Genomic DNA, 21,973 nt, shown 5'->3' with positions numbered 1-21,973 from the left:
ATGGCAAATTTGCTGGGCATCGTGTTTTTCGCCCTTGGCATCGGGCTGACCGTGGCACTCCATGAGGCAGGGCATATGTTTACTGCCCGCGCCTTTGGTATGCGGGTGCGCCGGTATTTCATTGGTTTTGGCCCGCGCGTTTTCTCCTTCCGCAAGGGGCATACCGAATACGGCCTAGCCGCGTTCCCGGTGGGTGGATTTTGCGATATCGCCGGGATGACCGCGCAGGATGAATTCCTTACGGAGGAAGAAAAGCCCTATGCAATGTACAAAAAGCCTTGGTGGCAGCGCATCATCGTTCTTGCAGGTGGTATCGGCGTCAACCTGATCCTCGGCTTTGTCATCTTGTATTTCGTGGCGATGACTGCGGGGCTACCCAACCCAGATGCCGATGTGCGCCCGCGGGTGGGAGAGGTAACCTGCACCGCTGACCAAAAAGAAAACCAGGAGCTGGAATCATGCACCGGGAACGGGCCCGCTGGTAAGGCCGATGTGCAGGAAGGCGATATCATTCTCGCGCTCGATGGCGAGCACCTAGATTCCTTTACGCAATTGCGCGATGAGGTCATGCAGCGCCCCGGCGAGACCGTGACTCTTACAGTAGAGCGAGACGGTGAGGAAAAAGATTTCTCCATCGAATTGGAAACGGTCAAGCGCCTGAATCAACAGGGCGAATTGGTCGACGCCGGTTCGATCGGGCTGAGCAATGAGGTCCTCGACATCGTCGAGAAGTATTCAGCAACGCAGGCGGTCCCCGCAACGTGGCATTTCACCACCTATTCGCTCGAGGCCACGGTGGAAGGAATCAAACAATTCCCCGCTAAGGTACCGGGCGTGGTGGCCTCCATCTTTGGCCACGAGCGGGATGTCAACGGGCCGATGTCTGTCGTCGGTGCATCGCGGGTTGGTGGCGAACTCGTGGAGCGTTCCCTGTGGGCATCGTTCTTCATGATGCTGGCGACGCTGAACTTCTTCCTCGCTCTGTTTAACCTCATTCCGCTGCCGCCCTTTGACGGCGGCCACATCGCGGTCATCTTGTATGAGAAGATCCGCGATGGCATTCGCAAATTGATGGGCAAGCAGCCGCTGGGTCCGGCCGATTACACCAGGCTTATGCCCATTACCTATGTCATGGCGGCCTTACTTATGGCGCTGGGCGTAGTGATAATCATCGCGGATGTGGTCAATCCGATCAGGCTATTTGGCTAGGTTCGTTAGCCCCTGTGCCCGCCGCTCGGCGTGAGTAGAGCGCCCAACGCTTAGCGCACGTGTACAGCGCGAGCGCGCACTTTAGCGCTTAACCATCTAGTGCTAGAGTGGGGACGTTCAACACTTATTGTGCAATAACATTTAGCAACGAGCCACGAGCTAGAAATAAGGAGCATTCATGTCTAGTCCTATCGGTCTAGGAATTCCTGACGGGCCTCCGCCAGTATTGCACCCGCGCCGGAAAACGCGGCAATTGCACGTAGGCCCAGTGGGCGTTGGTTCTGACTACCCAATTTCGGTGCAGTCGATGACTAATACCAAGACCCATGACATCAACGGCACCCTGCAGCAAATCGCACAGCTTACTGCCTCTGGCTGCGATATCGTGCGCGTGGCCTGCCCTAAGCCGGTGGATGCGGAGGCGCTGCCGGCCATCGCCAAGAAATCCCCGATCCCGGTCATCGCGGATATCCACTTCCAGCCCAAGTACATCTTCCAGGCTATCGATGCTGGCTGCGCGGCAATCCGCGTCAACCCCGGCAACATCCGTGAATTTGATGGCCGCGTTAAGGAAGTGGCGAAGGCCGCTGGCGATGCGGGAATCCCCATCCGCATCGGCGTCAATGGCGGTTCGTTGGATAAGCGCCTGTTGGAAAAGTACGGCAAAGCCACCCCAGAAGCGCTCGTGGAGTCCGCTATCTGGGAGGCGGGCCTGTTTGAGGAGCACGGCTTTGGCGATATCGCCATTTCCGTCAAGCACTCTGACCCCGTGCTGATGGTGGAGGCCTACCGCCAGCTGGCCGCGCAGACCGATTACCCACTGCACTTGGGTGTGACGGAAGCGGGCCCGAAGTTCATGGGCACCATTAAGTCCTCCGTCGCCTTCGGCGCCCTTTTGGCAGAAGGCATCGGCGATACGATTCGCGTTTCGCTCTCCGCCCCGCCGGAAGAAGAGGTCAAGGTGGGAGACCAGATTCTGCAGTCCTTCAACTTGCGCCCGCGCAAGCTGGAAATCGTCTCCTGCCCGTCGTGTGGCCGCGCGCAGGTGGACGTGTACAAGCTGGCGGAGGAAGTTACCGCCGGCCTCGAGGGCATGGAATTTCCCATCCGCGTTGCTGTCATGGGTTGCGTCGTTAACGGGCCGGGCGAGGCCCGCGACGCAGACTTGGGCGTGGCATCCGGTAACGGAAAAGGTCAGATCTTCGTCAAGGGCGAAGTGGTGCGCACCGTGCCGGAAGACAAAATCGTGGAAACCCTCATCGAAGAGGCAATGCGCATTGCGGATGAGGAAGGCCTCGAAGCCGTGGACGGCGCTAAGGCCGATGTCCGCGTGACGCAGTAAGCCGCGCGCCTCTACGCTAATTATTAATAGACTGCCCTGCACCTCGGTGTGGGGCAGTCTTTTTTGCTGCGTGCGCTGCTAATGTGCCAAAGCATGAAGAAGTTATTCGCACTGGTTGCTACAGTCTCGCTTGCTGCAACTGGTGTGGTTGCTTGTACCCCTAAGCCCGTATCTGCACAGCCGGTGGCAGAAGAGTTCATTGAAGGCATGGAGAGCCGAAATAACGAGGGCTTGGCAGAGCTTACGGATTCCCCCGATGACGCCACGCAGGCCCTCGATGCTTCTTACTCGGGTTTGCAGGCAGAGGGCCTCGATATTGAGCTCGAGGGGGTAAAGCAGGACGAAACCGTGGCCACGGCGGATTATAAGGTCACGTGGGATCTGCCCAAGGATCGCAGCCTGAGCTATACCACGCAGATGACCTTGACCAAGGCCGAAGATGAGTGGACGGTGCGGTGGAAGCCCAGCATTATTCACCCGGACCTGGGTGCGCACCAGCATTTGGAGCTGCGCGCCTTGGAAGCCACGCGCGCTAGCGTCGTCTCCTCCAACGGGGTGGAGCTGATGAGCCCCGGGCTGAATTACCGTGTCATCGTGGATACGAGCTCGCTTTCCGATGTCCGCCCCACGGCCTCCAAGGTCAGCAGCGCCCTTGCTGCGGCGCACCGCGAGGACGACTCGATCGCGGAGGTGGACGCCAAAGAGCTCGCCGAAAAGCTAGAAAAGGCAGATTCTGCCTATTCGGTGGGCCTTTATACAGAAGAGCAGGAGTCCGTCATCCGCGCCAAGATGGAGGGGATGGACGGCGTCCGCATTAATGAAGAACCCGCGCTGGTGACCCGGGACCGCGGCCTCGCACCCGATCTCTTATCGCGCGTGCGCTCGGCCGTCAATGACGAGCTCGACGGCGAGACCGGCTGGTCCATTGCCGTCGTCAATGAGAACGGTGCGGCGCTTTCCGATGTCGAAAAGCATGCGCCCGAGGCCGCCCCCTCCATCAAGGTGGGCTTGGATTATGACGTCCAACGCGCGGCCCAAGAGGCAGTGGATCAGCGCTCGGACGCCCAGGCCATGCTGGTGGCCATCCGGCCTTCCAATGGCGATATCCTGGCCGTCGCACAGACCGAGAAGGCGGACGAAGACGGCGACGTCGCCTTGCAAGGCCAATACCCGCCCGGCTCGGTTTTCAAGATCCTTACCGCCGCTGCGGGCGTAGAAAAACAAAACCTGAACACGGATACCATCGTTCCGTGCCCTGGCACGATGGATATCTATGGCCGCGTGGTGACCAACTACAACGCGTTTTCGCTCGGCAATGTGCCGTTAAGCCGGGCCTTCGCCCAATCGTGCAATACCACCTTCGCGGATATTTCTACCAAGCTGGCACCCGGTGAGCTGAAGGAAACCGGCAAGAAGTTTGGCTTCGGGGTGGATTATGAAATCCCCGGGCTCACCACTACGACCGGCTCGATTCCGGAGGGCAAGGAAGTACTGGAGCGTACCGAAGCCGGTTATGGTCAGGGCTACGACCTTGCCAGTCCGTTCGGCATGGCTATGGTTTCTGCCTCTGTGGCGGCGGGAAAGACCCCAACGCCGACGCTTATTGAGGGCCGCGAGACCAAGGCCTCGGATAAGCCGGCGCAGATTCCCGAGGACGTGTTGAATAACGTGCGCGGCATGATGCGCCAGGTGGTCACCAGCGGTACCGCTCGCGGAATACAAGCAGGCGGAACCATTTACGGCAAGACTGGTGAGGCCGAGATCAATGAAGGCTCGCACGCGTGGTTTACGGGCTACCGGGAAGAAGACGATATCGCCTTCGCCACGCTCGTCGTGCTGGGCGGTGGCTCTGAATCCTCGGTAGCCATTACGGATAACTTCTTGCGGAAGCTGGATGATTACCGCTCGCGTCCCAATGATGGCCCAGCGCCGATGGTCGAGTAATCCGCAGCCTCGGACGCGATACCCGGATACTGCGCTACGCGGTATGAGGACTACCATGGGCAATTATGAGTACTCGTGGAAAATTGAAGCCAGGTAAACCAACCCCCATCCGGCCGGTGCCAGAAGATATCGAGCGCCCGGAATATGTGTGGAGAGACGAGGTACAAGAGGCCATCGGCGAGCCTTTTGTACAGTCCCCCGAAGTGATTGAGAAGATGCGGGAGGCCTGCAAGATCGCGGCCAACGCGCTGAAGGAAGCCGGCAAGGCCGTAAAGCCTGGCGTAACGACGGATGAGGTCGACCGCGTGGCGCACGAGTATATGTGTGATCACGGCGCATACCCATCTACCTTGGGATACCGGGGATTTCCCAAGGGTAGCTGCGTTTCGCTGAATGAAATCGTCTGCCACGGCATTCCGGATACCACCGTGATTGAAGAAGGTGACATCGTCAATATCGATGTCACCGCTTATAAAAACGGCGTGCACGGCGATAATAACGCCACCTTCTTGGCCGGTGACGTATCAGAGGAGCACCGCCTATTAGTAGAGCGCACCAAAGAGGCAACGATGCGCGGCATTAAGGCCGCAAAGCCTGGCCGCGAGATTAACGTTATCGGCCGCGTTATCGAGTCATATGCCAAGCGCTTTGGTTATAACGTCGTGCGCGATTTCACCGGTCACGGTGTAGGACCCACCTTCCACAATGGGCTGGTGGTCTTGCACCACGATTCCACCACGTACCGCGACATCTTGGAACCGGGCATGACCTTGACGGTAGAGCCGATGATCAACCTGGGTTCGCTGGATTACGATATTTGGGATGATGACTGGACCGTGCAGAACCGGGACGGTAAGTTCACCGCCCAGTTCGAGCACACCTTGGTCATCACCGATGATGGCAATGAAATCCTGACCATCCCAGATGAGGATTAATCGCTAGGGCCCTTCTTCAAGGCCTAGGCACGGCGAAAGCCGCCTCCTTAACCGCCGCGCATGAATCTTTGCGCGTGGCCAGGGAGGCGGCTTTTACTATGGAATCTTAGCTACGGTGCCTTAGTCCCATTCGAGGCCCAAGAGGGCGTTTTCTACGACCTCAGGCAGGGCTGGGTGGATCCAGTACTGCTTGCGGGCAAAGTCCCGCAGGTCGATCTTGTAGGCCATTACGGTAATCAGCTGCTGGATCAGGGTGGAAGCCTGCGGGCCCATCAGGTGGGCGCCCAAGAGCTGGCCCGTCTTGCGGTCCGCAATCAGCTTGCAAATACCGGTGGTATCTTCCATGGCCCAGCCGTAGGCCACGTCGCCGAAGTTCTGAATCTTTACGGTGACATCGAAGCCCTGCTCCCGCGCTTCTTCTTCCTTCAAGCCCACAGAGGCGATCTGCGGGTGGGTGAAGATGGCGGCAGGAACATTGTCGTGCGGAAGATCCTGCAGATCCTCTGGGTGGAGCAGGTTGTGCTGGATGGTGCGGGCTTCGGCGTTGGCGACGTGCTTGAGCATGTAGGGCGAAGAGACATCGCCAAGCGCCCAGACGCCTTCTGCATCCGTGAGGCCATGAGCATCGGTGGAAATGCGGCCATTGTCCAGCAGCTTGATGCCGGCCTTGTCCACATCCATGAGATCGCCATTTGGCTTGCGGCCGGTGGCTACCAGGATGGCGTCTGCCTCGAGGGTTTCGCCATTATCGAGCTTCAGCTTTACGCCCTTGTCGGTTTCTTCCAGCTTGGTGCCGTTAGCAACCCGTATATCGAAACGCTCGCGGGCAATTTCGTTGAAGCGTGAAGAGATATCGGAATCGAGGTGGCGCAGCAAGGTCTCGCTGCGGTTGACCACGGTGACCTTGGTGCCGAGGCCATCGAATACGTGGGCAAATTCCATGGCGATATAGCCGCCGCCGACGATGATCAGGCTTTCTGGTTGGCGGTCCATCCGCATGATGTCTTCGTTGGTGTAGTACTTCACACCGGAATTGGCGTAGACCTCAGGGATTACCGGGCGGGAGCCGGTAGCAACAACGATCTGATCGGCGCTGATGACGTGATCGCCGGTCTGGATGGTCTTAGAGCCGACGAAGCGTGCGTGCTCGTCGTAGACGGTGATATTCGGGGTCTTGTCGCCGCGACGGTAGTCCTCGCCGCTTTGGGCGATCTGGTCAATGCGGTTGTGGAAGACGCGCTCCACAATGGAGTTCCACTCCACGTTGTTGACCTGGGCGTCAATGCCGAGGCGCTCGCCTTCGCGGGCGGCGAGGGCGACATCGGCTGCGTAGACGTACATCTTGGTGGGGATGCAGCCGACATTCAGGCAGGTGCCACCGAAGCGGCCCTTTTCAATGATGGCAATCTTCTTATCGTGAAAATCGCGGTTGGCAATGGAGTTGCCGGAACCGGTGCCAATGATGATGAGGTCGTAGTGTTCCTCAGCGGCCGGAGTATTTGCTGTATCAATTGTGGTCATATTTGTACCTTAATCCATGTGTCCAATTTGGGGATTTATGCTGGTGTGGGCGCTTCCACAATGGTGGGAAGCCACGCATCGCACGCCGCGAAGGCCTCTTCTAAGGGGTGGGGGAGGGATAAAAAGACATCGTGGCGCGCGCCTTCGATGGAACGCAGCGTGTAGTGCGCATTGAGCTCTTTTGCCCACCGTCGGGTCTGTGCGACATCGATGATGCAATCGGCATGATTGACCGCATCGCAGTAGGGCGTGCCCAATAGCGAGCGGGTAGATTGCAGCGTCAATACGGGGACCCCGGCATTAATGCGGCCGCTGTGTATGGCGTCAAAACCGTGGAAGACGGCGGCCAGCCAGCCGATATATTTCTTATGCCCGGCTAATGGTTTCAGGCTGAGGTCGTAGTCCCACTCGCCGTAGAAGTCGCTGTGCACCGATTCGCCATAGGCAGTGAGGTTGCCCCCAGGCAAGGCGATCTTGGGTGCGATCTTGGCGGTGGAGTATATCGCCGGCTTCAGCGCTGATACGGCCCAGCTGGGAACGTCCATCATGTCCAGCCAGGGGCTATTGAGGATGAGGCCCTTCAGGCGGGAGAAGCGCTCCGCGTCATGGCGGCGTAAGAAGTCCATCCACAGCGGCGCAATCAGGCCACCGGTGGAGTGGGAGATAACGATTACCTCGTCGTTTGTAATGGCATCGAGGGCTGCGGAAAGATCCGCGTTATATAAGGACAAGTCCGAAACGTAGTGCCAGGACTGGCCCGGGCGGTGCGATCGGCCGCATTTGCGCAGGTCAACCGCGTAGAAGTCATAGCCTTGTGCCGCGAAGTGCTGTGCGACGTGCGTTTGGAAGAAGTAGTCAGTCATCCCGTGCAGCCATACCAAGGCCGGGCGGGAAGTGGCAGAAGGCGAAGAAGGATCGGCGGGGCCCGAATCCGTGGAGCCTGCGGCCGAGCCTGGCGCATAGCGGACGAGGGTGGTGACAATATCCCCCTCGCCATCGGGATCGGGGCCAAGGTCGAGGGTGGCTGATTGAAAATCGGGGCCGAGGATATCGGGCCCCCATGACGGAGTTGCTGTAGCCATGACACGAGTCTAGTCAACAGTTGGTCGTCACTACGGTAGCTGCGTGACCTGCCATTATTTCAGTGAAATGTGAACTGTATAACAGGTCGCCCCATATTGTGGTGATCAGGGTGGGGGAGAAAAACCAATCGAGAAAAGAAAAGCGTAAGGTAAGGCGTTAATGCGTGACACATCGGCAGGTTGGCTGTGCACAACAGTCGCGGTGTGGGGCGCAAAGCGCTTAAAATATATGGTGCAGAACGCGCCGATGTATATAAATTTTCAATTCGAAGAGGTTATAACACAGTGTCCTCAGCAAAGAAGACAGCACAAGTTGTAGATGAGGTCGATGTCGCACTGGTCGGTGCCGGCATCATGAGCGCCACTCTGGGCGCTATGCTCCGCGAGTTGGAGCCGAGCTGGACCCAGATGATCTTTGAGCGCCTTGATGGCCCCGCCCTGGAATCCTCCTCGCCGTGGAATAACGCTGGTACCGGCCACTCCGCCCTGTGCGAGCTCAACTACACACCAGAGAAGAACGGCCGCATCGATATCTCTAAGGCCATTGCGACCAACGAGAAGTTCCAGAAGTCGCGCCAGTTCTGGTCCCACCAGCTCAACAACGGCATCCTGACTGAACCCAGCGAGTTCATCAACCCAGTCCCGCACGTCTCCTTCGCCCAGGGCGAAATCCAGGCGGACTACCTGAAGCGCCGCTACGAGGTGCTGAGTGAAAAGCACATGTTCCCCGGCATGCAGTTCTCTGATGACGAATCCACCTTTGCGGAGAAGCTGCCGCTCATGGCGGACGGCCGCGACTTTTCCAATAAGGTCGCTATCTCTTGGACCGAAGTCGGCACCGACGTGAACTTCGGCGCCCTGGCCAAGCAGTTCCTGACCGCGGCGCGCGCATCTGGCACGGAGATCCGTTACGGCCACGAGGTCTTCGATATCGACCGCGACGGAAACGACTGGAAGGTTTATTCCAAGAACAAGCACACTGGCGATATCACCGTGGTGAAGGCGAAGTTCGTCTTCGTCGGTGCCGGCGGCTACGCCCTGGACTTGCTCCGCAAGGCAAAGGTGAAGGAAGTAGCTGGCTACGCCGGATTCCCCATTTCCGGCCTGTGGCTGCGCGCCAAGAATCCGGAGCTCATTGAGCAGCACCAGGCTAAGGTTTACGGTAAGGCAGCGGTGGGTGCTCCTCCGATGTCCGTGCCGCACCTGGATACCCGCGTTATCGACGGCGAGAAGGGCCTGCTGTTTGGCCCGTACGGCGGCTGGAGCCCGAAGTTCTTGAAGAAGGGTTCCTACCTGGATCTCTTCAAGTCCATCCGCCCGGATAACATCACCTCCTACCTGGGCGTTGCCGTGCAGGAATTCGGCCTGACCAAGTACCTCATTGATGAGGTGCGCAAGGACTTCTCTGACCGCGTTGATTCCCTCCGCGAATACGTCCCGAATGCGAAGGAAAGTGACTGGGAAACCGTGATTGCCGGCCAGCGCGTACAGGTCATCAAGCCTGCTGGTGCACCGCGCTTTGGCTCCCTCGAGTTTGGTACCGCCTTGGTTAATAACCAGGAGGGCAATATTGCCGGCCTGCTCGGTGCTTCCCCGGGTGCTTCGATTGCCCCAGCCGTCATGCTGGAGCTGCTGGAGCGTTGCTTTGGCGAGCGCATGATTGACTGGAGCGATAAGATTCGCGAGATGGTCCCGTCCTACGGCATGAAGCTGGCCAATGATGAGGACTTCTACAACGAGATGTGGGAATACACCCAGAAGACGCTGAAGCTAGAGCGCTAAAACGCCTTCGGCTGGGACTAAGTCCCAGCCCGTGCCCTCCGTGCAGAACGTACTGCGCGGAGGGCTTTGTGCTGTGCAACTTTTGAATTCGGGGTGGCTAGAAAATTAGGTACCGCAGTAGGTGAGAAAACCTGCAAGCCCATTCGGGTCGGGCTGTTCGTAGGACGGATGCGGCTCCCACGGGTGGGTCACGGCGTGGAGGAGCTCAGTAAAGGGCTGCATATCGCTCGCCTCGGCGGCGCGCAGCGCGGCTTCGACGGCCATGTTGCGGGGAATGACCCGGGGCATGGCAGCATCCACGGCATCCGGGGCGGGGTGAGTGGCTAGGTAGCTATCCAGGAAGTCCGTACCTGTGAAGAGCTCTTGGGCAGGAAGGGTGTGGCCGCGGGCGGCATCGGCAAGCGCACGGTGCGCCAACGTGATATCCGGGCGAGATAGCTGCATCGCAGTAAGGTAGGCGGAGGCTACCTCGGTGGTGGAATCGAGGGCCGCGGCTATATCGCTGTGGCGCTGGGTGGCGAATTTCTCCTGGAACCCGTTGATGGTCTCTTGCGCGAAGTCGACCCCGGCATTGATATCGGCATCAAAAAGCGGCACGAGCGATTCCGCGAGCCGGGCGAGGTTCCAGCCCAGGATGGCTGGTTGATTGCCAAAGGCATAGCGTCCCTGCTGGTCAATGCTGGAAAATACCGTATCGGGAGAGTAAGCCTCCATAAAGGCGCACGGGCCATAATCAATGGTTTCACCGGAGATGGTGGTGTTATCCGTATTCATTACCCCGTGGATAAAGCCCAAGCGCATCCACGAAGACACGGTGGCTATCTGGCGGTCCATCACGCCCTGGAAGAACTCCCGGTAGTCTGCCCCAGGGTAGTGGCGCGCGATGGCGTAGTCCGCGAGAGCCTGGAGGTGGCCGGACTGCGCGGCATAGTGAAAAGTTCCGACCCGGATGTGGCTGGCGGCCACGCGGACCAGGACGCCCGCCGGCTGCACGTGGCCGCGCTGGATGGGCCGGCCGGTGGAAATCACGGCGAGCGAGCGCGTGGTGGGCACGCCGAGGGCATGCATGGCCTCAGAAATCAGGTATTCGCGCAGCATGGATGAAAGGGTGCCGCGGCCATCGGCACCCAGGCGGGAATAGGGGGTCAGCCCCGTGCCCTTGGCATGGAGATCCCACAGTTTTCCGTCTTTTTCCACCTCGCCCAAGAGCATGGCTCGGCCATCGCCCATCTGCGGGTTGAAGGAGCCGAATTGGAAACCGGAATAGGCCATGGCATGCCCGCCGCCGCGGCCCAAGAGGAAATCCAGGCCCTCTGCAGAGCGCAGCCAGTCCGTATTGAGGCCCAGCTGTCGGGCCAGCTCTTCATTGAGAACCACGAGCTTAGGATCCGGTTGTTCCTCGCCGTGCGTTGCCGCCACCAAGTCCGGCAGGTGCTTTGCATAGTCGTGGTGTAGGTGCATTTTAGACCTCCAATTTTCCTTGCACGCGGATGTGGACGCGGCCGCCGACCCAAATATCGGCGCCGTCATCGTGGATAAAGACCTCCCCGTCTCGTCCCAGCTGGCTGCCCTGGCAGGCGGTGTAGCGGGCAGGGACCAGCCCGCGCGAGCGCATGAATTGTGCGGCACCGCCGTTGAAGGAGCCGGTGACAGGATCCTCGAATCCTGCGGTAAACGCGCGCACTTCATAGGCGGCGGAATCAGTACCCGCGCTGCTATTACACATGCCCACCACGCCCACCTTGGGTCGGGTTGCGGCGGGCTGAACCGCGCGCACGGCCGCGGCATCGCGCAGCTGTAAAAGCCGCCAACCAGGCCCATTGTCCACCCAAGCGGAATCGATGACATCTGCTTCTGCGATATTCAAGCCCGCGCAGGCCTCTGCCAGTTCGGCGCTGCTCAGCGGCCCGCTCGCGCGCAGGGGAGGGGTGGCAAAAGAATAAATTCTCCCGCTTTCGCGCACGGAGACCATCCCCACCCCGCATTCCTGCACTATGGTGCCTTCCTTCTGCGGTTTATTGCCGAGTGCCCGCCAGACGGCGGCGCTGCCCAGGGTGGGGTGGCCGGCGAAATCGAATTCCTCGTGCGGGGTAAAAATGCGCACGCGATAGTCCGCCGCGGGATCGGTGGGCTCGAGCAAGAACGTAGTTTCAGAAAAATTGGTCCAGTGCGCGATGGCCTGCATCTGCTGCGTCGAGAGCCCATCGGCATGGGCCACGACGGCGAGCGGGTTACCGGAAAACGCCGAGGTGGCAAAGACATCGACTTCAAAGAACTGGAGTTGCATGCCCGCCAGTCTAGTCAGCCCTGGGGATGAGGCCGGCAGGCTGGCTTCTGCGCTAGCCTTGCCCTTATGACTAAGCTTTGGCCGGATCGTCTGCGCGACTGGATTGGACCGCCGTGGCGAATCATTATCCCCGTGTTCTTCGGCGTGCTGTTGCCCAACGCCGCGAACTTTTTACACACCGATTCGCCCTTCCAGGCCATCGTCGCGGTCTTGTACACCGTCGGCATCCCGCTGGCGCTGTGGCTGCATCCCAAGCTGCAAGAAAAGTCCATTTTCTTCGTTGCCGGCACCATGACGCTGTGCATTTTCACGCCCTTGGCCTCCCTGGCAAACTTCCACGCCCCGATTTTTGCCTACACGGCCTTTCTCATCGGCACGCATTCCCGCAAGCGCTTGCGCTATATCTGGCTTGCCTGGATCGCCTTGGGCTCTTTGGCCGGAACCACCGCAAGCCTATTTGGGGAAAAGCTCTTCGCGGGTAGCGACATCGGCCTGGGCGATGCGACCATGAGCCCGCTGCTTGCCTATGCCGGCACGGTCCTGCTCGGCTGGCCGGTCTTGGGCTTTTTCTACCTGCTCGGCACCAATAATCGGAAGCGCCGGGAGGGCCAACAGCTGCTCATCGAGCGCGCGGAGATGGCCGGCGCCGTCGAGCGCAACCGCATCGCCCGCGAGATGCATGACATCGTCGCCCACAACCTCGCTGGCGTCATTGCGCTTGCCGATGGCGCCCGGTTCGCCGCCACCAAAGACCCCAAGGTAGCCACGGAGGCGCTCGATACCATCGCCTCCACCTCGCGCGAGTCTTTAAAACAGATGCGCAGCCTGCTCTCCGTCTTGCGCGAAGAGGATTCGCGCGGGGAAACCAAGGCCCCAGGCACCTCAGACATCGCCGGGCTGTTTTCGGAGGCCCGGCGCGCCGGCTTCGATATCACCGTCTACGGCATGGAAAAGCTACCCGCCGATAGCGATGAGCTCTATCAATTCACCATCTACCGCATCGTGCAGGAGATGCTGACCAATATGCTCAAATACTCCAGCCAAAATAGGGGAACCCTGCGCTTTCGCAGCGATAGGTCGGCGCTTGTTATCGAGGGGCACAACCCCATGGCGCAGCCGGACAAGGACCACACGCCAGGCTACGGCCTCATCGGGATGAAAGAGCGCGTAAAGGCCTATGGTGGCAGTGTGTCCACCAAGGCCGAGGATGGAACGTTTGCAATCACCGTGGAGGTACCGCATGTCTAATCCGGAACAGGAACCTGAGCCCATTCGCATTGCGCTTGTCGATGACCAACCGCTCCTGCGCGCCGGGTTCGCCATGCTGATCGGCTCGCAGGAGGATATGAGCGTGGTCTGGCAGGCCTCCGATGGCGATGAGGTACTGGACCTTGCGCGGCAAGAGCCCGTCGATATCATCCTCATGGACGTGCAAATGGCGCGGGTCAACGGCATTGCGGCCACGGAGGAAGTTCTCCCAGAATTCCCGGAGACCAAGGTCATCATGCTGACCACCTTTGATGATCACAACTTTGTCCACGGCGCAATCTCTGCTGGGGCGTCTGGATTCTTGCTCAAAGACGTCGAGCCCGAGGAGCTGCTCTCCGCCATTCGCACCGTGCACTCGGGCGAGGCCGTGCTTTCGCCGCGCATTACCGCCCAGGTGCTCCAACAAGTCCGCAGCGAGGAGGGTGGGGATAGCGGGAAGGAGCACTCGGCTTCGCATACCGCTGCGGCAGCGCAGCCCGGCGCCGATGCCGCCACGACCCCGCCTGCAGCGGAGCTCACCCCGCGCGAGATGGATATTTTAAGGCTCATGGCGCTGGGGTATTCCAATACCGAAATATCCGAAGAGGAATTTGTCTCCATGGCAACGGTCAAGACCCACGTGCGCCACGTGCTGACCAAGACTGGGTCCCGCGACCGCGTCCAGGCCGTGCTGTATGCCTATACCCATGGGGTAGTCACCGTAGAGGAGCTGCTTTCTCATCCCCAGGGATGAACGGCTAAATCCGCCTCGAGGATGGTTACTTCGCGCCGGGAAAGCGCCAGGATAAAACCATGCTCACAGTCACACAGCTTTCCAAGAAATACGGTTCCTTTACAGCAGTAGACAACCTCTCCTTCGAGGTTCCCGATGGCCAGGTCACCGGGTTCCTTGGACCCAATGGTTCCGGCAAATCCACCACGATGCGCATGTGCGTCGGTCTAGAAAATCCCACCTCCGGCACCGCCACTTTCGATGGCACCCCATTTCGCGAACTATCCGATCCTGCCTCCATGGTGGGCACTCTGCTCGATGCCAACTGGTTCCACCCCGGCCGCAGCGCCCGCGCGCACCTGGGCTATATGGCAGCACTGCAGGGGGTATCGATGAATCACGTCGATGACACCCTGGAGCGCGTCGGGCTCGGAAAGGTGGCGAAAAAGCGCATCGGGGGCTATTCGCTTGGTATGAAACAGCGCCTGGGCCTCGCCTGCGCCATGGTGGGACAGCCCAAGCACTTGCTTCTCGATGAACCCGTCAACGGCCTCGACCCCGAAGGCGTGCACTGGATGCGCGACCGCATCCGCGAATTCGCCGCCGGGGGATGCTCCGTGCTGGTGTCGTCCCACCTGCTCTCAGAAATGCAGCTCACGGCGGACCGCCTAGTGGTCATCGGCAAGGGCAAGCTCGTCGGCGAAGGCACGGTAGAAGAATTCGTCAACGCCTCTGGTGCTACCACCGTGGAGGTCGTCGTGGACCAGCCCGAAGAGCTGGCTCGCCTGCTGCACGATTCGCAGGCGGAGACCTCCTTTGATGGGGAAGTGCTGCGCATTACCGGTCTAGACCGCGACGAGGTCGGCCAATTGTGCTTTGACCACCGCATCCGCATCAGCAGCCTTGAGGTCAAGCATCCCTCCTTAGAAGACGCCTTCCTCGGCGCTACCGCAGACCACCTGGACTACCGCTCCGCATAACTCGCTTAAGAAAGGCAGATGACGAGCCATGAATACCATCGTTTCCGAATCCCGCAAGATATTTTCCCTGCGCTCAACGTGGGTATACCTCGCTATCATCACCGTCGGGCTGACAGCCGCCAACGTGCTGATGGGAGCTATCCGCAATGACGACAGCGCCCTCCAATCCTCTGACCTAGCCATCGGCGCCATCTTCGCCGTGGTCATCATGATCTTTTCTTCGGCCACGCTCGTCGGTGGCGACTTACAGAAAGGCACCGTAGCCTGGAGCTACCTATCTACCAACCGGCGTTTACAAGTGCTTTCGAGCCAGATCCTCGTCATTACCGTGGCTAACGTTGCCGCCGCGGCCTTGGCAGGCATCCTCGGAATGTTGTTTAACGCTGCGCTCGGCAGCTCGTATGACTTCTCCAGCTTCGTGCACTACCCAGATAACGCCGTGTTCCTATTTACCTTTGTGGAATACATCGTCTACACCCTGCTCGCTACCGGCTTGGCATATATCCTGCGCAGCGGCACTTTCGCGGCCATGTTGCTCATTATTGAGTACTTCGTCATCGAAAGCGTACTGACCTCGATGGATATGGGCTGGGCCAAAATCATCCTGCAGATTTTGCCCGATGCCAACCTGCGCACCTTCTTCCAAGGCCAAAACACCTTCGGGCTCATGGCCCCGCAGTGGGTATCCGGCGTTATCGTCCTAGCCATGGTGGTAGCTGTCCTCGGTGGGGCAGCGGCCGTCCAGCGCCGCCGCGCCGTGGTCTAAGCTCCTGCCAGGCACTCACACCCTACGGGGATACGACGAGGGTAAGCTCCCGTGAGCCGTGCGGCGGTTCCTCCACCGTCATGCCGGCCGCGCGGGCGATAGCGGCGACATCGGCGGCGCTGAAGGCATCGGCGGGCGAAAGCGCCAGCTCCCGGGCCAGCAGGCCTTTAAAGTGCTTATTAAAGTGGCTGACCACCTTGCGCGAGCCATCCGGTTGCACGCTTTCCACCCGCACCGTCACCGCCGAAGGCAGCCGGCCCAATTGCTGGTAGGTGCCCGATCGCAGATCCACAACCAGCTCGTCGATGTTTTCTAGTGCCTGCGTTATCTGCTTGCCCCAAAAAGACTTCATGGTGCGACCGCCCAGCTTGGTTCCGCCCGATAAGCGGTAATGGGGGATGGGGTCGTCGGCGCGCAGGAGGCCGAAGAGGGCATCGCCAATAGCAAGGCGGCTCCACGAGGGAAGGGTGGATGCCGAAAGTGCATCAAAAAGCACGCCAGTATAGCGCTCGACCGCCGGCATGGTGGGGGTGGTAAAAAGCTGGCTGTTGGATTCGGCCTCACTGCGCAGCTTTTCCGAGAGCTTCAGCGTCACCATCGCCTCATCAACGGGAAGAGACTGCAGCTCAGCGGCGATTTCGCGCCGCGTATCGGTAAGTTCTGGAAAAGATAGGTGCGCAAAATCGAGCGGCTTTCCCGTGCCGCCATGGGCCTTGGTTTCTGAAGGAGGGAGGACAATGAGCATATAGATAGGGTAGCGATGTATATTTTGACCATGATTACCCGCCTTTCTGAACTATTTCTCCGCACCCTTCGCGAGGACCCAGCCGATGCCGAGGTCCCCAGCCACAAGCTGCTGGTGCGTGCCGGTTACGTGCGCCGCGTCGCGCCGGGCATTTATACCTGGCTGCCATTAGGGCTGCGCACCCTGCGCAAGATTGAAGACGTGGTACGCCAAGAAATGGATGCCATTGGCGGGCAAGAGATGCTTTTCCCAGCGCTGCTACCGCGCGAGCCCTATGAAAAGACCAACCGGTGGGTGGAATACGGTCCCAACCTATTCCGGCTGCAGGACCGCAAGAATGCGGACCTGCTGCTGGGGCCAACACACGAGGAAATGTTTGCCAATGCCGTAAAGGACATGTACTCCTCGTACAAGGATTTCCCGGTCACCCTGTATCAGATTCAGACGAAGTACCGCGATGAGGAACGCCCCCGCGCCGGGGTGCTGCGCGGGCGCGAGTTCGTGATGAAGGATTCCTACTCCTTCGATATGAACGATGAGGGCTTAGACTCCTCCTACGCCCGTCACCGCAAGGCATATCAGAATATTTTTGACCGCTTGGAAATCGATTACGCCATTTGTAAGGCCACTTCTGGCGCGATGGGCGGATCCGCCTCCGAGGAGTTCTTGGCGCTTTCTGAGGTGGGCGAAGACCTTTTTGTTCGCTCCACCGAAGGCGATTATGCGGCCAATGTAGAGGCGGTCGTGACCCAAGCGCCCCCAGAAAAGGACATTGCGGGTCAGCCCGCGGCAAAGGAATATCGTACCCCGGATGCCGCCACCATTGAAGCGCTGGTGCACTGGGCGAAGACCGAGGACATAGCGGTCGACGGCCATGAGGCTCGGGCCGCGGATATCCTCAAGTGCGTCATGGTGGAGGTAACTCACCCGGCGCTAGAGGATGCTGAAGAGAAGAAGGAATTGGCGGCGATTCTGATCCCGGGCGACCGCGAACTAGATCCCAAGCGCCTTGAAGCGGCCTTGGAACCGGCAGAATTCACCCTGGCAAGCGATAAGATCTATGCGCAATACGATTTCTTGGAACAGGGCTTTGTGGGCCCGCGCGCGCTGAACTCCAATGGCGTGAAGGTCTTTGCCGATCCCCGCGTGGTCAAGGGATCTTCCTGGATCACCGGCGCGGATGCGCAAAACTGCTACGTCGTGGGCTGCGTGGCCGGCCGCGATTTCCACGTCGATGAGTTCGTGGAAGCAGCAGAGGTCAAAGAGGGCGATCCCGCACCGGATAACCAGGGCACCTTGGCCTTGCAGCGAGGCATCGAGCTGGGCCACATCTTCCAGTTGGGCCGCAAGTACACCGAGGCCTTTGACGTGCAAATCCTCGATGAAAACGGCAAGCGCGCCATCCCCACGATGGGCTCTTATGGCATCGGCATCTCCCGCATGCTGGCCGTGCTGGCAGAGCAACGCCACGATGAAAAGGGCCTGAATTGGCCGGTGGCGGTGGCGCCGTACCAAGTGCACGTGGCGGTGGCGAATAAGGATGCAGCGGCCATGGAGGCCGGCGATAAGCTGGTAGAAGAGCTATCCCAGGCAGGCCTTGAGGTGCTTTTCGATGACCGCCCCAAGGTCTCCCCGGGCGTGAAGTTCAAAGATGCAGAGTTACTTGGCATGCCCTTTGTGGCCATCTTGGGACGCGCCTTCAAAGACGGCATCATTGAGCTGCGCATCCGCGGGCAGGAACCTCTGGAAGTTCCGGCGGAGAAAATCGTGGATAAACTCCTCGAGCTTGTGCGGGCTTAACTTAAAGCACCGCGCCAAGGCCCAGCGCTCATAAGCAGGGGCAAGGTAGCCTGGGGAAGCATGAGACTTAATAAATACGTGCTCCCCATGGCCCTTATTACGATGGGCACGCTGCATTTCCTGCGCGCTAAAAATTTTGAATCTATCGTGCCGCCGCAGCTGCCGGGCTCGCCGCGGTTGTATAACTTTGCTTCCGGCGCCTGGGAAATAGCTACCGGCTGTTTGCTCACTGAACGCGCCACTCGCGAGTCCGGTGGCGCGTCAGCCGCGGCGCTATTTCTTGCCGTGTGGCCGGCGAATATGTACCACGCCTGGATCGAGCGCGACGCGGGATGGCCGAAGAAGCTGTATCACATCATTCGGTTGCCGCTGCAGATTCCGTTGATTCGCTACGCATGGAAGATCGCGCAGGGTAGGACATAAAACCAAAAAGAACCGACTCCCCAATTTTCCAAGAAAATAGATACCCAGAGGAAATCGGGGGTCGGTAGCTTGCGTGATGCCGCCGCTAGCGCAGCATCACGCGACCGCTGCGGGCGGAAGAGGTTTAGCCAGCCACGGGGCCGCCGCAATTAGGCCATGCGCCAGCTCCCTGGTTTGCAAGAACATTTTCAGCGATTTCAATCTGCTGCTCCTTTGTGGCTTGGTCAGCGGTAGCCGCGTACTGGGTGCCGCCGCTACCGGCCCAGGTTTGCTGGGAGAACTGCAGTCCGCCGTGGTAGCCGTTGCCGGTGTTGATGTGCCAGTCACCGCCGGACTCGCACGCGGCGACTTGGTCCCAGGCGCTCGCCGGGGCTGCATTGGCGGCTGGTGCGGCAATGCCGGCGATGCCCAACGTAGCTGCGGCCATAGTAAGCAAGGTCTTCTTAGTACGCATTGAGAAAGCACTCCTTCTCATTGTGTTTTGGGCTTGTGGAATCTCCATCAAGCACGTAATCCACCAAGTTACGTAGGGGTTGGACGAATTATCAATGAATATCGGCCTATAATTCGCTGATTTTTCGCTGCCCACCGGACAGTGAATGTTCAGGTAGGCGCGGTGGGAAAAACGGGAACTATGCGGCCTTGGCTTCGGCGGCGGTGCCGATTAACCAGTTCAGCCACTCCTGGTTTGGGCTTTCTTGTTGTGCGGCAGCCACCGCGGCCGCGTGCCATTTGTCGGCGTCTCGTTCAACCAAGGTATCGAGGAAGGTGGCAGCGGAGTCCGCATCGCTGGGAAGCGTGGCTGCGCCGGAGGAATAGGCAGGCTCCGGCTGGGGAGCCTCGCCATTTTGGCTAAGCGCCTCTTGCAGTTGGTCGATGCGGCGATGATGGAGGCTTAAAAGCGTATCGATGCGCCCCTCGGCAGCAGGTTCGCTATAAGCCCGAGCGAAATCCAGGCCAAAGACCTGCTCGTATTCCCACTGCAACAAATCAGCCGCGCTCTCGCGGTGCGGCTGGGAGAGCGTGGGGATATCGGGGGCATCGCCAGGCAGCCAAGCATTAAGCGTGATGGCCTGTTGGGTAACTATCGGCCGCGACTCAGAGCTGACTTCATCGGCGGCTTCCGTGGTGGCCGAGGCGGCTTCTTCTAGTACCTGGGAGGAATCTGGGGCCGGCGGTGCCTGCGTGGGCCGTTCCACCTCACAGCTGTGCGGGAGGTTTCCTTGGTCATCGGTGCCGCAGAGGCGCGCGATCTCCTCATACAGCGCATCGGCTTGGGAGCTGCGCATACCCGCGGCCGCATCATCGACGCCCTGGAGGGCGAGGCTATCGCTAGCGGCGGCCACGGCAAGGCGCTCGAGTGCGTCTTCTGGGCGCGGGCCAAAATAGTCGACGACGGAATCGACCGCGGAACAGCCCGCGAGTGCGGGCAGGGCGGCAGTCGAGGCTACACAGGTTAAAGCAATACGTCGGCGGTTCACCCAAAAGACTGTACCTTGAAGGACGTAGGCTAGTGGGCATGGCTTTCCCAGATGCACAACAATTAACTGATTTGCTCCAACCTCGCCTAGAAGCCCGCGGGCTCGACGTGGAGGATATTAAAACCACCAAGGCGGGAAAGAAATCACAGGTCATCATCCGCATCGATGGCGATAGGCGTCCCAGCTCCGACGTATTAGAGGAAGTCTCCGACGATATTTCGGCCTTCTTCGATGAACTAGAGGCTGTGGGCGAGCTGAATTTTGGTGCTGGATATACCTTGGAGGTCTCCACCCCCGGTGTGGATTTGCCGTTGACTGCACCGCGCCACTGGCGCCGCAACAAGGGGAGGAAGGTGACCTTTAATCGCGGCGACGACAAGAGCCATACCGCGCGCATCGGCGCACTCAACGCGGACGAAGATGCCGTTGTCCTTATCACCTCTGAGAAAAACGAGGTTCATACAGAAGTGGAGCGATTGGAAAACATTGCCCACGCAGTGGTAGAAATTGAGTTTGCACAGCCATCACAACGTGAGCTAGACGCCGTGCACCAGCCATTTGCAGAAGCCGAGAGCTAACCGGCAATCGAGAGGATAGACAAGTGAATATTGATCTTGAGGCACTTCGCACCATCGAATCCGAACGGCAGGTCCCAGTCAATGACCTGTTGGAGTCGATTGCAAGTGCCTTGTTGTATTCCTACCTGGATTACCGCGAATCCACCGCGGAGGGCAAGGCCGAAGGCGCCAAGTCCCGGGTAGACATCGATACCACTACCGGTGCCGTCAGCGTCATCGTTACCGAGCGCGACCCCGAAACCGGGGAAGTAACCAGTGAGTACGATGACACCCCGGATAACTTTGGCCGCGTGGGTGCACGTGCCGTGCGCGAAGCCATTTTACGCAAGCTGCGCGAGGCCGAAGCTGAGCGCACTTTTGATTCCTATTCGGAGCTGAGCGGGCGCGTTGTCAGTGGCATCGTCCAGCGCGATGCGCATGCCAATGCCCGCGGCATCGTCGTGGTCCAGCTCGGCTCCGAGCTGGAATCGCAGGACGGCATCCTGCTTCCCGCAGAACAAATCCCCGGGGAAAAGCTGCAGCACGGTGACCGCATCAAGGCTTATGTGGTGGGAGTAAACCGCAATGGTGCCAATGTGCAGATCAACTTGTCCAGGACCCACCCGGAGCTGGTGCGCGGGCTTTTTGAACTGGAGGTTCCGGAAGTTGCGGATGGCAGCGTGGAAATGATCGCCATCGCCCGCGAAGCTGGGCACCGCTCGAAGGTCGCCGTCATCGGCCACGCGAAGGGCCTGAACGCCAAGGGTGCGTGCATCGGCCCGCGCGGCCAGCGCGTGAATAACATCATGCGTCAGCTGGGTGGCGAAAAGATCGACATCATCGATTACAGCGAAGATCCCACCGTGTATGTGGGCAATGCCCTGGCTCCTTCAAAGGTGATCAAGGTGACCGTGCTCGATAGCGAGGAGCAGGTGGCGCGCGTCATCGTCCCTGACTACCAGCTGTCCCTTGCCATTGGTAAAGAAGGCCAGAACGCGCGCCTAGCCGCCCGTTTGACCGGATGGAAGATCGATATTCATTCAGACGCGGACGCGAATTAAGGAAATGCGGATATATAGCGTAGGCTAGTAAACGGCCCAGATGCAGAAAGGGACATGTAGACGCAGCGAAAGTTAAG

General features: G+C 59.4%; 20 protein-coding genes. 13 read left to right on the top strand and 7 right to left on the bottom strand.

The annotated features are described in order from the left end of the window. From ACLI1Q_RS07850 to map, 4 genes are all read left to right on the top strand, one after another. Positions 1-1,209, top strand: coding sequence for a M50 family metallopeptidase (locus tag ACLI1Q_RS07850; RefSeq protein ID WP_411696947.1), 1,209 nt, complete (start codon positions 1-3; stop codon positions 1,207-1,209). 178 nt (positions 1,210-1,387) lie between these two features. Next, positions 1,388-2,551 (top strand): flavodoxin-dependent (E)-4-hydroxy-3-methylbut-2-enyl-diphosphate synthase, encoded by a 1,164-nt coding sequence (ispG, locus tag ACLI1Q_RS07845; protein WP_239269486.1) that lies wholly within the window; start codon positions 1,388-1,390, stop codon positions 2,549-2,551. A gap of 93 nt (positions 2,552-2,644) precedes the next feature. Continuing rightward, positions 2,645-4,495, top strand: a complete 1,851-nt coding sequence (locus tag ACLI1Q_RS07840) for a penicillin-binding transpeptidase domain-containing protein (RefSeq protein ID WP_284771441.1) — start codon at positions 2,645-2,647, stop codon at positions 4,493-4,495. Positions 4,496-4,560: 65 nt separating this feature from the next. After that, entirely contained in the window at positions 4,561-5,430 is an 870-nt protein-coding gene (map, locus tag ACLI1Q_RS07835) for a type I methionyl aminopeptidase (RefSeq protein ID WP_411696946.1), read from the top strand. Between the two features lie 120 nt (positions 5,431-5,550). Here the strand turns inward: map and mtr are convergent, their stop codons facing one another. Together mtr and ACLI1Q_RS07825 are read right to left on the bottom strand one after the other, a co-directional pair. After that, positions 5,551-6,951 (bottom strand): mycothione reductase, encoded by a 1,401-nt coding sequence (mtr, locus tag ACLI1Q_RS07830; protein ID WP_239269488.1) that lies wholly within the window; start codon positions 6,949-6,951, stop codon positions 5,551-5,553. 35 nt (positions 6,952-6,986) lie between these two features. Further along, positions 6,987-8,033: an alpha/beta hydrolase gene (locus ACLI1Q_RS07825; RefSeq protein ID WP_239269489.1), complete on the bottom strand. Its 1,047-nt coding sequence runs from the start codon at positions 8,031-8,033 to the stop codon at positions 6,987-6,989. 285 nt (positions 8,034-8,318) lie between these two features. On the opposite strand from ACLI1Q_RS07825, the gene mqo reads away from it, so the two are divergent. Continuing rightward, positions 8,319-9,815, top strand: a complete 1,497-nt coding sequence (gene mqo, locus ACLI1Q_RS07820) for a malate dehydrogenase (quinone) (protein ID WP_005278731.1) — start codon at positions 8,319-8,321, stop codon at positions 9,813-9,815. 105 nt (positions 9,816-9,920) lie between these two features. Here the strand turns inward: mqo and ACLI1Q_RS07815 are convergent, their stop codons facing one another. Both ACLI1Q_RS07815 and ACLI1Q_RS07810 read right to left on the bottom strand, forming a co-directional pair. Next, positions 9,921-11,276 carry a protein adenylyltransferase SelO gene (locus tag ACLI1Q_RS07815; RefSeq protein ID WP_239269490.1) on the bottom strand — a complete coding sequence of 452 codons (1,356 nt, stop codon included), beginning with the start codon at positions 11,274-11,276 and terminating at the stop codon, positions 9,921-9,923. Between the two features lies 1 nt (position 11,277). Next, positions 11,278-12,102, bottom strand: a complete 825-nt coding sequence (locus ACLI1Q_RS07810) for a PhzF family phenazine biosynthesis protein (protein ID WP_239269491.1) — start codon at positions 12,100-12,102, stop codon at positions 11,278-11,280. Positions 12,103-12,168: 66 nt separating this feature from the next. Between ACLI1Q_RS07810 and ACLI1Q_RS07805 the strand changes: the two genes are divergently transcribed. The 4 genes from ACLI1Q_RS07805 to ACLI1Q_RS07790 are packed head-to-tail and all read left to right on the top strand — an operon-like array spanning position 12,169 to position 15,829. Further along, positions 12,169-13,350 carry a sensor histidine kinase gene (locus ACLI1Q_RS07805; protein WP_239269492.1) on the top strand — a complete coding sequence of 394 codons (1,182 nt, stop codon included), beginning with the start codon at positions 12,169-12,171 and terminating at the stop codon, positions 13,348-13,350. After that, a complete protein-coding gene (locus tag ACLI1Q_RS07800) occupies positions 13,343-14,104 on the top strand; it encodes a response regulator (protein ID WP_239269493.1) in 762 nt (253 codons plus the stop codon). Before ACLI1Q_RS07805 ends, ACLI1Q_RS07800 begins: the two co-directional genes overlap by 8 nt. 59 nt (positions 14,105-14,163) lie before the next feature. Continuing rightward, positions 14,164-15,063, top strand: coding sequence for an ABC transporter ATP-binding protein (locus ACLI1Q_RS07795; protein WP_239269494.1), 900 nt, complete (start codon positions 14,164-14,166; stop codon positions 15,061-15,063). 28 nt (positions 15,064-15,091) lie between these two features. Continuing rightward, the gene (locus ACLI1Q_RS07790) at positions 15,092-15,829 is read left to right on the top strand and encodes an ABC transporter permease (protein WP_239269495.1); all 738 of its coding nucleotides are present in this window, start codon (positions 15,092-15,094) and stop codon (positions 15,827-15,829) included. Between the two features lie 22 nt (positions 15,830-15,851). Here the strand turns inward: ACLI1Q_RS07790 and yaaA are convergent, their stop codons facing one another. Further along, positions 15,852-16,574, bottom strand: a complete 723-nt coding sequence (yaaA, locus tag ACLI1Q_RS07785; RefSeq protein WP_239269496.1) for a peroxide stress protein YaaA — start codon at positions 16,572-16,574, stop codon at positions 15,852-15,854. 30 nt (positions 16,575-16,604) lie between these two features. Between yaaA and ACLI1Q_RS07780 the strand changes: the two genes are divergently transcribed. Further along, positions 16,605-18,374, top strand: coding sequence for a proline--tRNA ligase (locus ACLI1Q_RS07780; RefSeq protein ID WP_239269497.1), 1,770 nt, complete (start codon positions 16,605-16,607; stop codon positions 18,372-18,374). A 60-nt stretch (positions 18,375-18,434) separates the two neighbouring features. After that, positions 18,435-18,797, top strand: a complete 363-nt coding sequence (locus tag ACLI1Q_RS07775) for a hypothetical protein (RefSeq protein WP_239269498.1) — start codon at positions 18,435-18,437, stop codon at positions 18,795-18,797. Between the two features lie 124 nt (positions 18,798-18,921). On the opposite strand, the gene ACLI1Q_RS07770 is transcribed toward ACLI1Q_RS07775, so the two are convergent. Together ACLI1Q_RS07770 and ACLI1Q_RS07765 are read right to left on the bottom strand one after the other, a co-directional pair. Then, on the bottom strand, positions 18,922-19,251 hold the full coding sequence (locus ACLI1Q_RS07770; RefSeq protein ID WP_370657795.1) for a transglycosylase family protein: 330 nt from the start codon (positions 19,249-19,251) through the stop codon (positions 18,922-18,924). 178 nt (positions 19,252-19,429) lie between these two features. Then, positions 19,430-20,278 carry a DUF4439 domain-containing protein gene (locus ACLI1Q_RS07765; protein ID WP_411696945.1) on the bottom strand — a complete coding sequence of 283 codons (849 nt, stop codon included), beginning with the start codon at positions 20,276-20,278 and terminating at the stop codon, positions 19,430-19,432. Between the two features lie 38 nt (positions 20,279-20,316). Between ACLI1Q_RS07765 and rimP the strand changes: the two genes are divergently transcribed. Both rimP and nusA read left to right on the top strand, forming a co-directional pair. Further along, a complete protein-coding gene (gene rimP, locus ACLI1Q_RS07760) occupies positions 20,317-20,856 on the top strand; it encodes a ribosome maturation factor RimP (RefSeq protein ID WP_239269500.1) in 540 nt (179 codons plus the stop codon). A gap of 23 nt (positions 20,857-20,879) precedes the next feature. Further along, the gene (gene nusA, locus ACLI1Q_RS07755; RefSeq protein ID WP_239269501.1) at positions 20,880-21,896 is read left to right on the top strand and encodes a transcription termination factor NusA; all 1,017 of its coding nucleotides are present in this window, start codon (positions 20,880-20,882) and stop codon (positions 21,894-21,896) included. Positions 21,897-21,973 lie beyond the last annotated feature (77 nt).

The sequence above is a fragment of the Corynebacterium limaceinasi genome, assembly GCF_046717465.1.
GTDB lineage: Bacteria > Actinomycetota > Actinomycetes > Mycobacteriales > Mycobacteriaceae > Corynebacterium.
The sequence above is the reverse complement of the archived record's forward strand: the minus strand, read 5'-3'. Positions and strand labels throughout refer to the sequence as shown.

Coding starts and splice junctions, on each gene's coding strand:
- ACLI1Q_RS07805 (WP_239269492.1), top strand. CDS start 12,169: ATGACTAAGCTTTGGCCGGATCGTCTGCGCGACTGGATTGGACCGCCG.
- ACLI1Q_RS07800 (WP_239269493.1), top strand. CDS start 13,343: ATGTCTAATCCGGAACAGGAACCTGAGCCCATTCGCATTGCGCTTGTC.
- yaaA (WP_239269496.1), bottom strand. CDS start 16,574: ATGCTCATTGTCCTCCCTCCTTCAGAAACCAAGGCCCATGGCGGCACG.
- ACLI1Q_RS07810 (WP_239269491.1), bottom strand. CDS start 12,102: ATGCAACTCCAGTTCTTTGAAGTCGATGTCTTTGCCACCTCGGCGTTT.
- rimP (WP_239269500.1), top strand. CDS start 20,317: ATGGCTTTCCCAGATGCACAACAATTAACTGATTTGCTCCAACCTCGC.
- ACLI1Q_RS07795 (WP_239269494.1), top strand. CDS start 14,164: ATGCTCACAGTCACACAGCTTTCCAAGAAATACGGTTCCTTTACAGCA.
- ispG (WP_239269486.1), top strand. CDS start 1,388: ATGTCTAGTCCTATCGGTCTAGGAATTCCTGACGGGCCTCCGCCAGTA.
- ACLI1Q_RS07815 (WP_239269490.1), bottom strand. CDS start 11,276: ATGCACCTACACCACGACTATGCAAAGCACCTGCCGGACTTGGTGGCG.
- map (WP_411696946.1), top strand. CDS start 4,561: ATGAGTACTCGTGGAAAATTGAAGCCAGGTAAACCAACCCCCATCCGG.
- ACLI1Q_RS07775 (WP_239269498.1), top strand. CDS start 18,435: ATGAGACTTAATAAATACGTGCTCCCCATGGCCCTTATTACGATGGGC.
- ACLI1Q_RS07790 (WP_239269495.1), top strand. CDS start 15,092: ATGAATACCATCGTTTCCGAATCCCGCAAGATATTTTCCCTGCGCTCA.
- ACLI1Q_RS07780 (WP_239269497.1), top strand. CDS start 16,605: ATGATTACCCGCCTTTCTGAACTATTTCTCCGCACCCTTCGCGAGGAC.
- ACLI1Q_RS07825 (WP_239269489.1), bottom strand. CDS start 8,033: ATGGCTACAGCAACTCCGTCATGGGGGCCCGATATCCTCGGCCCCGAT.
- ACLI1Q_RS07770 (WP_370657795.1), bottom strand. CDS start 19,251: ATGCGTACTAAGAAGACCTTGCTTACTATGGCCGCAGCTACGTTGGGC.
- ACLI1Q_RS07850 (WP_411696947.1), top strand. CDS start 1: ATGGCAAATTTGCTGGGCATCGTGTTTTTCGCCCTTGGCATCGGGCTG.
- mtr (WP_239269488.1), bottom strand. CDS start 6,951: ATGACCACAATTGATACAGCAAATACTCCGGCCGCTGAGGAACACTAC.
- ACLI1Q_RS07840 (WP_284771441.1), top strand. CDS start 2,645: ATGAAGAAGTTATTCGCACTGGTTGCTACAGTCTCGCTTGCTGCAACT.